Raw genomic sequence first — 12,657 nt, 5'->3', positions numbered from 1 at the left:
CCCTGTCCGCACTCCACTACGGACAGTGCCCGTGCGGCTACCCACCGAACCCGCACCACCCCGTTCGTCCGTCCACTGTGGAATCCAGTGGGCGGTCGCGAGTTGATTCCACGCCCTGCAACGGCACAACCCGGTGCCGTGTGGACACGAGAGGACACTTCGTGAGCAAGCTCAGCACCCTGCGCAAGGTCATGGCGGTCATCGCCGGGACGGTCGCGGCCGCGGCCATCGCGGTCCCGGCCTCGGCGGCCCAGCCCGGCCCCACCGGCGAGTACGGTCCCGCCGTCGTCGGCGGCACCCGCGCCGCCCAGGGCGAGTTCCCCTGGATGGTCCGGCTGTCGATGGGCTGCGGTGGCGCGATGTACGCCGACAACCTCGTGCTGACCGCGGCGCACTGCGTCAACGGCACCGGCAACAACACCAGCATCACCGCCACCTACGGCGCGGTCGACCTGCAGAGCTCGTCGCGGGTCACCCGCACGTCGAAGTACGTCTACCGCAACCCGGGCTACTCGACCTCCGCGGGCGGCGACTGGGCGCTGATCCAGCTCTCCAGCCCGATCACCGGCGCGGCGAAGCTCCCGATCGCCACGTCCACCGCCTACGACTCGGGCACCTTCACCATCGCGGGCTGGGGCGCGGCGTCCGAGGGCGGCGCGCAGCAGCGCTACCTGCTCAAGGCCCAGGTCCCGTTCGTCTCGGACACCAGCTGCAAGACCCCGTACCCGAGCCTGAAGGCCAACGTCGAGATCTGCGCCGGCTACACCCAGGGCGGCACCGACACCTGCCAGGGCGACTCGGGCGGCCCGATGTTCCGCCGCGACAACGCGAACAACTGGGTCCAGGTCGGCATCGTGTCCTACGGCCGCGGCTGCGCCCGCCCGAACTACCCCGGCGTGTACGCGCAGGTGAGCGCCCTGTCCTCGGCGATCGCGGCCAAGGCGCGGGAGCTGGGCGCCTGACGACCGAGCAGTAGCCGCAGGATTACTCCGTCCGCCCCGGGTGCGCCGTGCACCCGGGGCGGACTTATTTGTCACAATTGCCAGATATCAGTTCCGCCGCCCCTCTGGCTTCCCGCAGGAGGTTGGCGGCAAGATACGGGCCAAGTTACCGCTAGGTAGACGGCAGGAGTCACCTTCGCCGCGCTGCCTGACGTGCGCCGGAGGAGAGCTATGCGCGAGTTCGCCGTACCCCCAGTCGCCAAGCGTGAGGTTGCGGGCGGACTCGCCGACCTGGTGTACGACAACGCCGAGGTGGGCCCCGCCGACATCGCCTTCCGGCGCAAGGCGGGCGCGGGTTGGCAGGACGTGACCGCCACCCAGTTCGCCGACGAGGTCACCGAGGTCGCCAAGGGCCTGATCGGCTCCGGCATCGCCCCGGGCGACCGGGTCGCGATCCTGGCCGCCACCCGCTACGAGTGGACCCTGCTCGACTTCGCGATCTGGGCCGCGGGCGCGGTGCCGGTGCCGATCTACGTGACCTCGTCGGCCGAGCAGATCCAGTGGATCCTGTCGGACTCCGGGTCGGTCGCGGTCGTCGTGGAGACCGACGAGCACCTGGGCAGGCTCAACAGCGTCCGCGAACTGCTGCCCGACCTGCGCCAGGTGTGGCGGGTCGACAACCTCGACGAGATCACCGCCGCAGGCGCCGAGGTCGACGCCGCCGAGATCCACACCAGGCGCGCCGCGGTGTCCGCCGACGACGTGGCCACGATCATCTACACCTCGGGCACCACCGGCCAGCCCAAGGGCTGCGTGCTGACCCACGACAACTTCTTCGCCGAGTGCGGCTACGGCGCCGAGGTGCTCGCCGAGCTGTTCCACGGCCGCGGCCAGGACCAGGCGGCCAAGACGCTGCTGTTCCTGCCGATCGCGCACGTGTTCGGCCGCATGGTCGAGGTGGGCTGCGTCTACGCGCGCTGCACCATGGGCCACAGCGCGGACGTCAAGCAGGTCATGTCCGACCTGGCGTCCTTCCAGCCGACGTTCATCCTGTCGGTGCCGTACGTGTTCGAGAAGGTCTACAACGGAGCGCGGCAGAAGGCGCACACCGCGGGCAAGGGCAAGATCTTCGACGCCGCCGCGGCCACCGCGATCGCCTACAGCGAGGCGGACGGCAAGGCGGGCATCGGCCTCAAGCTCAAGCACCTGGTGTTCGACAAGCTGGTCTACGGCAAGCTGCGCACCGCGATGGGCGGCAGCACGAAGTACGCCATCTCCGGCGGCGCCGCGCTCGGCGCCCGGCTCACGCACTTCTTCCGCGGCGTCGGCCTGGTCGTGCTGGAGGGCTACGGGCTGACCGAGACCACGGCGGCGTCCGCGGTCAACACCCCGCAGCACCTGCGGCCGGGCACGGTCGGCCGACCGCTGCCGGGCACCACGGTGCGCATCGACGAGGACGGCGAGATCCTGCTCAAGGGCGAGCAGGTGTTCCGCAGGTACTGGAACAACGAGACCTCGACCGCCGAGGTGATCGACGGCGACGGCTGGTTCCACACCGGCGACCTCGGTGAGCTCGACGCCGACGGGTTCCTGAGGATCACCGGGCGGAAGAAGGAGATCCTGGTGACCAGCGGCGGCAAGAACGTCGCCCCGGCCGTCATCGAGGACCGGATCTCGGCGCACCCGCTGGTCGGGCAGGCCATGGTGGTCGGCGACGGGCAGAAGTACATCGCCGCGCTGATCACCGTCGACCCGGAGTACTTCACCTACTGGAAGTCCACCGCGGGCAAGCCCGCCGGGGCCACGGTCGCCGACCTGGTGGACGACCCGGACCTGCTCGCCGAGATCCAGAAGGCGGTCGACGAGGGCAACGCGGCGGTGTCGACGGCGGAGTCGGTGCGCAAGTTCACCGTGCTGGCCACCGAGTTCACCCCGGAGACCGGGCACCTCACCCCGTCGCTCAAGCTCAAGCGCCGGGTCATCATGCGCGACTTCGGGGCCGAGGTGGACAAGCTGTACTCGTGAGGTCCGTTCACATGACGGCTTCTCGTGGGGGCTGATGGCGTCTAGCATGGCGCCACCCCTTCCCACGAGAGGTAGGCCATGGGACGACACTCGTCGCCCAGGCGACCGAAATGGGGCTTCCGCTCGACCGCGCTGCTCCTGGTCGTCCTGCTGGCACTCGTGGTGGGCGGTTGGTTCGCGCTGGACACGGTCAGCAACCGCCCAACCACGGCGAGCTGTGCCCAGGCGACGTTAGCTGTCGCGGTAACGCCTGACCTGGCGCCGATAGTGCAGACAGCGGCGAACAGGGTGAACGACGCCTGCACGCAGGTACAGGTGTCGCCCCGTGAGTCGAACGCGGTCGCCGAGGCCCTGATCGTGTCGGATGGCACGCCGCTGCCGGACGTGTGGCTGCCCGAGTCGACCCTGTGGCTGCGCCGCGCGCACCAGAAGGGCGCCTGGAACGTCGAGCTGAGCGGCACGCCGGTCGCGTCCACGCCCGTAGTCCTGGCGATGACGGAGGACGTCGCCGTGGGGCTCGGGTGGCCGGGCAACAAGCCGACGTGGGCGCAGGCGCTGGAGATCAACCCCGTAGGCATCTCCGACCCGTCTCGAGACCCGTCTGGCCTGTCCACGCTCTTGGGCATACGCGCGGCTGCCGCTGCGGTCGCGGATCCAGCAGCGGCCACCACGACGTCACTACGGAAGCTGGCGCAGAACACACTCCCCCAGACCTCGGACCTCTATGCGCGCTTACCGGGTACGAACAGCCCTTCAGCGCCGCTGAGTGTCTTTCCGACCCCGGAGAGCACTCTCTTACGCCACAACGCAAGCACCACCGCGTTCCCTCTAGTGGCTACCTACGCCGATGTGCCGTCCTTGGACTTCCCGTACACGGTGTTACCCAACGCGTCGCAGGCAGCACTACCGGTAGCCCAACGACTCCTGGACGAACTGCGCAAGGCCGAGTCCATGACCGCCTTGGGCGACGCGGGTTTCCGCGGCCCGGACGGCACCGTCCTGCGCGACCGCTCCGCCGATGGCCGCACCACGATCGAGTCCAAGGCCCCGATCCCGCTACCGCCGACCGACGACGTCGACCAGCTGCTGAACCAGTGGGCCGGGGTGAACCTGAGCTCCCGCATGCAGGTGCTGCTCGACGTGTCCGGCTCGATGGCCGAACCGGTGCCCGGCACCGGGCTGGACCGGATGGCGGTGACGATCAAGGCGGCCGAGGTGGGCATCGGGTTGTTCCGGCCCACCACCAAGTTCGGCATGTGGCTGTTCGCCACCAAGCTCGACGGCACCAAGGACTACCGCGAACTGCTGCCCGTGCTCCCGGTCACCGAACAGCTCAACACCGGCGCCCTGGACAAGCTGCGCGGCGTCAAGGCCATCAAGGGCGGGGCCACCGGGCTGTACGACAGCGTGCTGGCCGCCTACAAGTCCGGCCGGGAGAACTGGGAGCCGGGCCGGATCAACCTGGTGGTGGTGCTGACCGACGGCGAGAACGAGGACCCGGACGGCATCAGCCGATCGCAACTGCTGGAGGAACTGGCCAAGCTCCAGGACCCCCGCCGCCCCCTGCAGCTCATCGGCATCGGCATCGGCCCGGACGCCGACCTCGCCGAACTGCAAGCGATCACCACCCCCACCGGCGGCCAGGCCTTCGTCACCCCGGACCCCACCAAGATCGGCGCCATCTTCTACAAGGCCCTCAGCGGCCTGCTCTGCCAACCCCCGTCCTGCGCGGGCTGACCCGCTACTGCCCTGGCGGGGTCTCGGCGTCGAGGCTGTCGATGAACTCGGTCCAGAACTCCTCGACCGTGCGCTCGATGCGGATGCCCAGTTCGAGGGACTTCACCTGCCACTTGTCCGCGTACGGCGCGATCTGGTCGTAGAGCGCCTGGTAGCCGTCCGCGCGGACGCGGTGGGAGTCGCGGCGGGTGTGGGCGAGGGTGGGGAGGTCGCCGGGGCCCGCGAAGGTGGCGAAGAAGAGCTTGAGCAGGCCGAGGTCGCGGACCTCGGTCTCCTCGGGGGTGGGCGAGGCGAGCCAGTCGGACAGGGCGGCGCGGCCGTCGTCGGTGATGGCGTAGGTGCGCCTGCGGCGGCCGCCCTCTTCCTCGGTCGCGGTCAGCAGGCCCGCCTCGGCCAGGCGCGCGGGCTCGTCGTAGAGCTGCGAGTGGGCGAAGGCCCAGAAGTTGCCGATGGTGAAGGCGACCCGCTGCTTGAGGTCGTAACTGGTCGCCGGGCCGTGGGCGAGCATGCCCAGCACCACGAAGGACGTGGGGTTGAGCTTGCGGTTATCGCGGGGCAGGGTGGCACCTCCGGGTAAGTCGCGACGCCAAGACCTTACCTAGCAGGGTGAACCGGTGTCCCCGTTCGGCGGTACCCGGGACGCCGGGTGGGCGTCCCGGGACGGCGACCGGCTCAGTCGAGGTGCTTGACGTCGAGCTTGCCCTGTGCGTGGGCGGCCCGCAGGACCTTCTTGTCGAACTTGCCCACGCTGGTCTTGGGGACCTCTTCCACAAAGGCCCAGTTCTCCGGGAGCTGCCACTTGGCGACCTTCGCGCCGAGGAACTCGCGCAGGTCGTCGGCGGTGGCGGTGGCCCCGGGGCGCAGCACGACCGACACCAGCGGGCGCTCGTCCCACCTCGCGTCGGGGATGCCGATGACCGCCGCCTCGGCGACCGCGGGGTGCGCCATCACGTGGTTCTCCAGCTCCACCGAGGAAATCCACTCGCCGCCGGACTTGATGATGTCCTTGGAGCGGTCGGTGAGCGAGAGGAAACCGTCCGGGGTCAGCGTGCCGACGTCGCCGGTGCGCAGCCAGCCGTCGACGAACTTGGCGACGTCCTCCGGCTCCGGCTTGTAGTAGGCGCCCGCGATCCACGGGCCGCGGACCTCCAGCTCGCCCACGCTTTCCCCGTCCCACGGCACTTCCTGGCCGTCGTCACCGATAAGACGAGCGGAGACACCGGCAGGCAGGCGGCCCTGTGTGTACCGGTAGCGCCAGGTCTCCTCTTCGGAGATCTCCACCGGTGGACGGCTGAGCGTGCCAAGAGGCGAGGTCTCGGTCATACCCCACGCGTGCACGATGTATAGCCCGTACTTCTCCGAGAACGCGTGCATCATCGCGGGCGGACAGGCCGCTCCTCCGACGACGACCTCACGCAGCGAGGACAGGTCTACCGGGTTCTGGTCGAGGTAAGAGAGCACGCCCTGCCAGATAGTGGGAACGGCGGCCGACTGGGTCGGCTTGAGCGTGGCGATCATCTGCGCCAACGGTTCCGGCTGCAGGAACCGGTCCGGCATGATCAGCGACGCCCCGGTCATGAACGCCGCGTACGGGATGCCCCAGGACATCGCGTGGAACTGCGGCACGATCACGAGTGTGCGGTCGGCCGAGGAGATCTGCATCCCGTCCGGCATGCACACCTGCATCGAGTGCAGCCAGATCGACCGGTGGGAGTACACGACGCCCTTGGGGTTACCGGTAGTGCCTGAGGTGTAACACATCGCGGCCGCGGTGCGTTCGTCTACCTCTGGCCACTCGAACTCGCCGGAAGCCTTCTCCAGCAAGTCCGCGTAAGAGTGGACGGTGATGTGATCGGGCGCGGTCAGCGCTTCCGCCGGTCCGTTGGCGACGATGACGTGCTGGACGGTAGGGCAACCGGGCAGGATCCTCGCCAGCAGCGGCGCGACCGAGGCGTCCACGATGATCACGTGGTCCTCGGCGTGGTTGACGATGTAGGTCAACTGCTCGGGGAACAGCCGGATGTTGAGCGTGTGCAGCACGGCGCCCATGGCGGGGACGGCCAGGTACGCGGTGAGGTGCTCCTGGTTGTTCCACATGAACGTGCCGACCCGCTGGTCGCCGGTGACGCCCAGCCCGCGCAGCGCATTGGCCAGCTTCGCCGCCTCGGTGCCGACCTCGGCGAAGGTCGCCGAGCGGCCCTCGGTGCCGGTCCACGTGGTGACCGTGGCGGTCGCGTGCACCCTGGCGCCGTGGCGCAGCAGCGTGGCGATCGACAGGTTGCCGTCCTGCATCGTGCTCAGCATCGTTGGTTGCTCCCTGGGGGCGGGTTGACGGATCGGGCCCCGACGCGCGACCGGCGACTTACCCGCCGGTAGGACCCGACGATAGTGCTTTCCCGCTCCGGGCAACACGGGTGAAACAGTCCAATTTGGCTAGTTGATCATGCTGTCACGCTGCGTCGCGAGGTGGCCGCGGGTGCGCTGAACAAGACCTTTGCGCGTGTCGGGGGTATGTTGCCCTCCGAGGTGTCGTTTACTGGTGAAAGGCATCCGGTCCCCGGGTCGCACGGTGCGGCCGGGGCGGGCTGAACAATCCGCTTCGGTCACCGTCGGTAGCCGCGATGCCCACGAACCACAGCTGGCCCGTCCGCTGCCGCGGTCGGGTGAAGAGGGAAAGGACTAGCACGTTGGCTCTGCCCACGTTGACTCCCGAGCAGCGGGCCGATGCGCTCGCCAAGGCAGCCGAGGCCCGCAAGGCCCGGTCCGAGCTGCTGGCGCAGATCAAGTCCGGTGAGCGGACCATCGCGTCGGTGCTCGGCAAGGCCAAGGACGACAAGACCATCGGCAAGACGAAGGTCGCCGCCCTGCTCAAGGCCGTCCCCGGCCTCGGCGCGGTCAAGGTGGCCGCCCTGCTCGAGCAGGCCGGGATCGACCCGGACCGCCGGGCAGCGGGCCTTGGCGACCGCCAGCGCTCCGCGCTCATCGACGCGCTCAACTAGCTCCACCAGAGCGCCACAGCAACCGCGGGTGGGTGCCGTTCTCGGCGCCCACCTGCGGTTTTTTTCGTGGCCAACGCCATAGCCGCGCCGACGGGTCCGCCAGCCGGTCGCTGGGCATGATGGAGAGATGGACGGTGGTCGGGCCGCAGCGCTGGTCGAGGGGTACCAGCCGGGGTCGTTCGTGCTGGCCGGGCCCGGGGTCACCGTGGCAGCCGAGGGCAGCAGGGCGGTCGTGGCCGACACCGACCCCGACGAGCTGGCCGCCCAGGTCACCAAGCAGCTGGTCGACACCGGCGCCCCGTTCGCGGTGGGCGCGATCCCGTTCAGCCAGGACACCCCCGCCCACCTGGTGGTACCCGAGTCCGCTCGGCGCGCTGGCGGGGTGCACCCGTACCGGCCGGTCGAGCCGTGGGTGCCCGCCCGGCCCGAGGTCACCGACGTGCCCGACGCCGCCGGGTACCGGCGCGCGGTGGCGGCCGCGGTGAGTGCGCTGCGTGCCGATCACGAGCTGCGCAAGGTGGTGCTGGCGAGGTCGTCGCGGCTGCTGTTCGACGAGCCGGTGCGGGTCGGCGCGCTGCTGTCCGGGCTGACCGCGACCAACCCACTCGGGTACACCTTCGCCGCCCCGCTGCCCGACGGGTCGACTCTGCTGGGGGCCAGCCCGGAGCTGCTGCTGGAGCGCGACGGCGGCCGGGTGGTGTCGAACCCGCTGGCGGGGTCCCTCCCCCGCGGGGGTGATCCGTCCACCGATCGGGCGAACGCGGCGGCGCTGCTGGCCTCGGCGAAGAACCAGGCCGAGCACCGGGTGGTGGTCGAGTCGGTGGTGGAGGTGCTGCGGCCGTTCTGCCGGGAGCTGTCGGTGGAGGGGCCGTCGCTGGTCGGCACGCCCACGATGTGGCACCTGTCGACCCGGGTCGGCGGGGAGCTGGTGGACCGGGGTGTGTCGTCACTGCGGTTGGCGGCCGCGCTGCACCCGACCCCGGCGGTGTGCGGGACGCCGACCTGGGCCGCGCGGGCCGCGATCGCCGAGCTCGAGCCGTTCGACCGGGGCTTCTACAGCGGCGCCGTCGGCTGGTGCACCGCGGACGGCGACGGGCAGTGGGTACTGGCGATCCGCTGCGCGCAGGTCCGGGCGAACGAGATGCGGCTGTTCGCGGGCGCGGGGATCATGCCGGACTCGGACCCGGCCGCCGAGCTGGCCGAGACCGAGGCCAAGTTGCGCACCTTGTTGCAGGCCCTCGGGCTCTAGTGCCGGGCGCCAAGCTAACGGCCGGTAGGAAACAGGTTCACAACCGGCTAGAGTCGAGCGGTGGCCGCCCCGACGACCAGGTCGCCGCTGCCTCCCGAGCTGCGTGACCTGGCGAAAGCCCAGCTAGCGCGGGTAGCGGAGCTCGCGGACGAGCTGGCCGAGGAGCTCACCGAGAAGGAAGCCTCTTACCGCAGGGTCAACGAGGTAACGCCCGCCGAGCTGCGCAAGGTGTGCGAGGTCAATCTGCGGCACGCGTTCACAGCGTTCATCGAGGGCAGCGAGGTAGCGCTGGACGCGGCGCGTAAAACCGGACGCGCCCAGGCTATGCAGGGCATCCCGCTCTCGGCGGTGCTGCGGGCTTTCCGGATCGCGGGGACGTTCACCTATGAGGCGTTGATGGAACGGGCTATCCCGCCTGGCCTTCTTACGCCCGAACAGTTGTTGCCGATAAGCGCGACCGTGTGGCGCATCATCGACTCGTACTCGGATGCGATCGCCACCGCCTATAGCGACTTCGCTGCGGACTCCGCCCGGCATGACAGGGACGCGGTCGCGGAGGCGTTACTGGAAGGGCGGCTGTCGCGCGACTACGAGTACGAGGAAGCTGCACGTGCGTTGGGGCTACCGGCGAACGGTCAGTTCGTCGTCGCCGTTGGCGCCAACGGGCTCCCCTCGCACTGGCGGTATGTGGCGCACTCCTTGGGGACGATCCTGTTGGTGCCACGGGGAGATCTGACTCCGGTGCGGCAGACGCTGTCGGGAGCCGTGGGTGTGAGCCCGGTGGTTTCGTTGCGGCACTTGCCGTGGGCGGTGCAGCGGGCGCGGATCGCCTTGCGGTGTCTAGCACCGGGCGAGAACGGTGTGGTGGTGTTCGGTGATCGCGCGGTGACGAGTCTTGTCGCGGGCTCACCGAAGCTCGCCGTCGAACTGTCGCGGATGGTGCTGGGTGGGCTGTTGGCGCTACCGGCGAGTGAGCGGGACGTGCTGATCCGGACCCTGGTCGCGTGGTTCGAGGTCGCGGGGTCAGCCAAAGAGGCGGCAGAGCTGTTGTTCGTGCACCCCAACACCGTGCGGTACCGGATTCGACGGGTGCAAGAGCTGACCGGGCGAGACCCAGCGCGTCCCCGGGATGGCGCGGAGCTGCTCTTGGCCGTAGAGGCTGCTCGTCTGGCTTCTTAATTGCACAGCCCCCGCGACACGGCGCGTGTGTCACGGGGGCTGCTTCGGCGTCTGGCCTGGGAGGCTCGTCTGCCGGTGACCCTTTCTATCGGCCACCGCCGTCGCCGCCGTCAGTGGGCGTCGCGCACGGCCTCTTCGATCGTCTTGGGCTCGCGCCCGATGAGCGTGCCCAGCTCGGACGTGACCTCGCTGAGCACGCCGAGACCGATGTTGACCTGGATGTCGGTGAACAGCGCGGCCAGGAACCCGGGCAGGCCCGCCGCGAGCAGGTTGGCCTGGAAGTCCTCCCCCGGCACGCTGAGGTGCGTGACCGGCTTGCCGCTGACGTCGGAGGCGATCGCGGCGAGTTCGTCGAAGTTCCACGCGCGGGGGCCGGTCAGCTCGTAGACCGCCCCGTCGTGCCCCTCGCCGGAGACGACGATCGCGGCGGCGAGGGCCAGGTCGTCGCGGCTGGCGGAGGCGACGCGGCCGGTGCCCGTCGCGGTGATGAGGGTGCCGGTCTCCAGCGCGTGCGGGAGGCTGACCAGGTAGTTCTCGTGGTACATGCCGTTGCGCAGGAACGTGTGCGCCACGCCGCTGGCCTTGATCCGCGCCTCGGTGCCCGCGTGGACCTTGGCCAGGCCCAGCGGCGAGGTCGTGGCGTCGCTGACGCTGGTGTAGACGATCCGCTTGACGCCCGCGCGGGCGGCCGCGTCCACGGCGGCGTTCTGCTCGGTCAGGCGGATCTCGTCCGGGCCGTTGGTGGAGATGAGCAGCAGGGTGTCGACGCCGTCGAAGCGCAGGGTCTCCGGCGCGCTGAAGTCGCCCTGCCGGACGTCGACGCCCTGGTCGGCCAGGTCGGCGGCCTTGCTCGCGTCGCGCACGGAGACGGCGAGGTCGGCGGCGGGCACGCGGTCGAGCAGGTGGCGCACGGCGAGGCCGCCGAGCTGTCCGGTAGCCCCGGTCACCAGGATCGTCATCGTGGGTTCTCCCTCTTCTGTGGTGCGCTCACCGTACGAGTGGTACTAACTCCTGGTAAGTACCTACCTGAACGTCCTATACTTACCTGGACGAAAGAGTCCTGGTGAGGAGCGTGCGACTGATGAGCGAGATGGTCCAGGACACATCGTTCGACGTCTTCGACCGCAACTGCCCCGGGCGGGCGGTGATGGAGCACATCGCCAGCCGCTGGGGAGTGCTGGTGCTCGGCGTGCTGCTCAGCAAGACCCACAGGTTCAGCGAACTCCGCCGGGCGGTGGGTGGGGTAAGCGAGAAGATGCTCGCCCAGACCCTCCAGGCCCTAGAGCGCGATGGACTGATCCACCGCGAAGTGCACCCGGTTATCCCGCCGCGCGTGGAGTACTCCCTCACCGAGCTTGGGCTACCGATCGCCGAGCAGGTGCGTGGCCTCTATCGGCTCATCGAGTCCAGCACCGAACGCGTCCTGGCTGCGCAGGCCGCCTACGACGAGCGCAAGCCCACGCGGTGACCACGTTCGCCGACGCCGACTACCCAGCGGTGCCTTACCCGGGCGCGCGCCCGCCGTTCTCTTACGTCCACGAAGACGGTGGCGGTTTGCGGCTAGAGGCTGACCAGGCAGCGTTGTCGGGTTGGCGAGTCGAGGGTCGTGACCTTGATGGGTGGTTGGCCGAACGTGACTGGAGTCCGTTGGCGGACCGGGTTCCGGTGCTGTCGTACGGCTCGAACCCTTGCCCGTCCAAGATTGCGTGGCTGCGGTCCGCTCTTGGCCTTACCGGCGCCGTTGTCGTCCTGCGCGTGCGGTGTTCGGGCCTCGCTGCCGTGTGGGCGAGCGGGTTGCGCGTAGTGGATGACCAGCGCCCAGTAGTGCTGGCAGCCGTGCCCGGCGCGGTGGAGGACCACGCCGTTCTTATGCTCACGCCCGACCAGGTGGCCGTGCTCGACAGGTGCGAGGGCCGCGGTGAGCGGTACGAACTCGCGGCAGTGTCGACCGGAACGGTAACCCTGATCGACAACGGTGCGGTCTTCGACCGCGTTCCCGCCTATGTGGGCGCGGCAACCATCCGCAAACCCTTACTGGTCAACAGCTTCCCCATCCGCTGCGCCGACATACCCCAAGCAGCAGCGGTAGGCATGACAGGCACCCCCGCCCCCACCGACGGCCTCACCGCCGACCTCATCAAAGGCACCCCACCCCCAACCGACTACCCATCCACCCTCTTCACCTACGGCACCCTCCGCCCCGGCGACACCCACTGGCACCTCTTAGCCCCTCACGCCAACGGCGCCCCTCTAGACGCACACCTCAACGGCTCCCTCTACGACACCGGCCACGGCTACCCCGCCCTAGCCCTGGGCATCGGCCCCGGCATCCACGGCAGTGTCGTCCCCTTGGTGCCAGGCACCGACTTGACCGAGATAGACGAGTACGAGGGCGAGAACTACACGCGCGTAAGAGTCGTACTCACAGACGGCACCCTCGCCTGGACCTACGTGTGGACCGCCCCGGTGGCGGGAATGCCGGTCTTGACCGGCCCGTGGCGCCGTTGACCGATTCGTCCTTGCTCGA

Annotated in this window: 11 protein-coding genes; 8 read left to right on the top strand and 3 right to left on the bottom strand. The window is 69.5% G+C overall.

The genetic code is table 11. The features are described 5' to 3' along the window. The first annotated feature begins 191 nt into the window (after window positions 1-191). The 3 genes from BMY07_RS17845 to BMY07_RS17835 all read left to right on the top strand — a co-directional run bounded on the left by BMY07_RS17845 (window position 192) and on the right by BMY07_RS17835 (window position 4,703). A complete protein-coding gene (locus tag BMY07_RS17845; RefSeq protein WP_092780041.1) occupies window positions 192-962 on the top strand; it encodes a S1 family peptidase in 771 nt (256 codons plus the stop codon). Between the two features lie 210 nt (window positions 963-1,172). Further along, window positions 1,173-2,966 carry an AMP-dependent synthetase/ligase gene (locus tag BMY07_RS17840; protein WP_092779634.1) on the top strand — a complete coding sequence of 598 codons (1,794 nt, stop codon included), beginning with the start codon at window positions 1,173-1,175 and terminating at the stop codon, window positions 2,964-2,966. Window positions 2,967-3,044: 78 nt separating this feature from the next. Then, window positions 3,045-4,703 carry a substrate-binding and VWA domain-containing protein gene (locus tag BMY07_RS17835; protein WP_092779632.1) on the top strand — a complete coding sequence of 553 codons (1,659 nt, stop codon included), beginning with the start codon at window positions 3,045-3,047 and terminating at the stop codon, window positions 4,701-4,703. A gap of 4 nt (window positions 4,704-4,707) precedes the next feature. On the opposite strand, the gene BMY07_RS17830 is transcribed toward BMY07_RS17835, so the two are convergent. Together BMY07_RS17830 and BMY07_RS17825 are read right to left on the bottom strand one after the other, a co-directional pair. Continuing rightward, window positions 4,708-5,211, bottom strand: a complete 504-nt coding sequence (locus BMY07_RS17830; protein ID WP_092779630.1) for a helix-turn-helix transcriptional regulator — start codon at window positions 5,209-5,211, stop codon at window positions 4,708-4,710. 164 nt (window positions 5,212-5,375) lie between these two features. Beyond that, window positions 5,376-7,007, bottom strand: a complete 1,632-nt coding sequence (locus tag BMY07_RS17825; protein ID WP_092779628.1) for a long-chain fatty acid--CoA ligase — start codon at window positions 7,005-7,007, stop codon at window positions 5,376-5,378. Between the two features lie 383 nt (window positions 7,008-7,390). Here BMY07_RS17825 and mihF point away from each other — a divergent pair, with 383 nt between their 5' ends. The 3 genes from mihF (at window position 7,391) to BMY07_RS17810 (ending at window position 10,130) form a co-directional block, all read left to right on the top strand. After that, entirely contained in the window at window positions 7,391-7,702 is a 312-nt protein-coding gene (gene mihF, locus BMY07_RS17820; RefSeq protein WP_177215623.1) for an integration host factor, actinobacterial type, read from the top strand. 127 nt (window positions 7,703-7,829) lie between these two features. Further along, on the top strand, window positions 7,830-8,951 hold the full coding sequence (locus tag BMY07_RS17815) for an isochorismate synthase (RefSeq protein WP_092779624.1): 1,122 nt from the start codon (window positions 7,830-7,832) through the stop codon (window positions 8,949-8,951). Window positions 8,952-9,011: 60 nt separating this feature from the next. Next, a complete protein-coding gene (locus BMY07_RS17810) occupies window positions 9,012-10,130 on the top strand; it encodes a PucR family transcriptional regulator (RefSeq protein ID WP_092779622.1) in 1,119 nt (372 codons plus the stop codon). Window positions 10,131-10,240: 110 nt separating this feature from the next. On the opposite strand, the gene BMY07_RS17805 is transcribed toward BMY07_RS17810, so the two are convergent. Beyond that, on the bottom strand, window positions 10,241-11,089 hold the full coding sequence (locus tag BMY07_RS17805; protein WP_092779620.1) for an SDR family oxidoreductase: 849 nt from the start codon (window positions 11,087-11,089) through the stop codon (window positions 10,241-10,243). A gap of 122 nt (window positions 11,090-11,211) precedes the next feature. Between BMY07_RS17805 and BMY07_RS17800 the strand changes: the two genes are divergently transcribed. Both BMY07_RS17800 and BMY07_RS17795 read left to right on the top strand, forming a co-directional pair. Continuing rightward, entirely contained in the window at window positions 11,212-11,598 is a 387-nt protein-coding gene (locus tag BMY07_RS17800) for a winged helix-turn-helix transcriptional regulator (protein ID WP_218150683.1), read from the top strand. After that, window positions 11,595-12,638 carry a gamma-glutamylcyclotransferase family protein gene (locus tag BMY07_RS17795; protein ID WP_092779618.1) on the top strand — a complete coding sequence of 348 codons (1,044 nt, stop codon included), beginning with the start codon at window positions 11,595-11,597 and terminating at the stop codon, window positions 12,636-12,638. Before BMY07_RS17800 ends, BMY07_RS17795 begins: the two co-directional genes overlap by 4 nt. Window positions 12,639-12,657: the final 19 nt, after the last annotated feature.

Source organism: Actinokineospora terrae (assembly GCF_900111175.1).
GTDB lineage: Bacteria > Actinomycetota > Actinomycetes > Mycobacteriales > Pseudonocardiaceae > Actinokineospora > Actinokineospora terrae.
This window is presented reverse-complemented; position numbering and strand designations above follow the sequence as displayed.

Coding starts and splice junctions, on each gene's coding strand:
- BMY07_RS17845 (WP_092780041.1), top strand. CDS start 192: ATGGCGGTCATCGCCGGGACGGTCGCGGCCGCGGCCATCGCGGTCCCG.
- BMY07_RS17815 (WP_092779624.1), top strand. CDS start 7,830: ATGGACGGTGGTCGGGCCGCAGCGCTGGTCGAGGGGTACCAGCCGGGG.
- BMY07_RS17825 (WP_092779628.1), bottom strand. CDS start 7,007: ATGCTGAGCACGATGCAGGACGGCAACCTGTCGATCGCCACGCTGCTG.
- BMY07_RS17830 (WP_092779630.1), bottom strand. CDS start 5,211: ATGCTCGCCCACGGCCCGGCGACCAGTTACGACCTCAAGCAGCGGGTC.
- BMY07_RS17805 (WP_092779620.1), bottom strand. CDS start 11,089: ATGACGATCCTGGTGACCGGGGCTACCGGACAGCTCGGCGGCCTCGCC.
- BMY07_RS17835 (WP_092779632.1), top strand. CDS start 3,045: ATGGGACGACACTCGTCGCCCAGGCGACCGAAATGGGGCTTCCGCTCG.
- BMY07_RS17800 (WP_218150683.1), top strand. CDS start 11,212: ATGAGCGAGATGGTCCAGGACACATCGTTCGACGTCTTCGACCGCAAC.
- BMY07_RS17840 (WP_092779634.1), top strand. CDS start 1,173: ATGCGCGAGTTCGCCGTACCCCCAGTCGCCAAGCGTGAGGTTGCGGGC.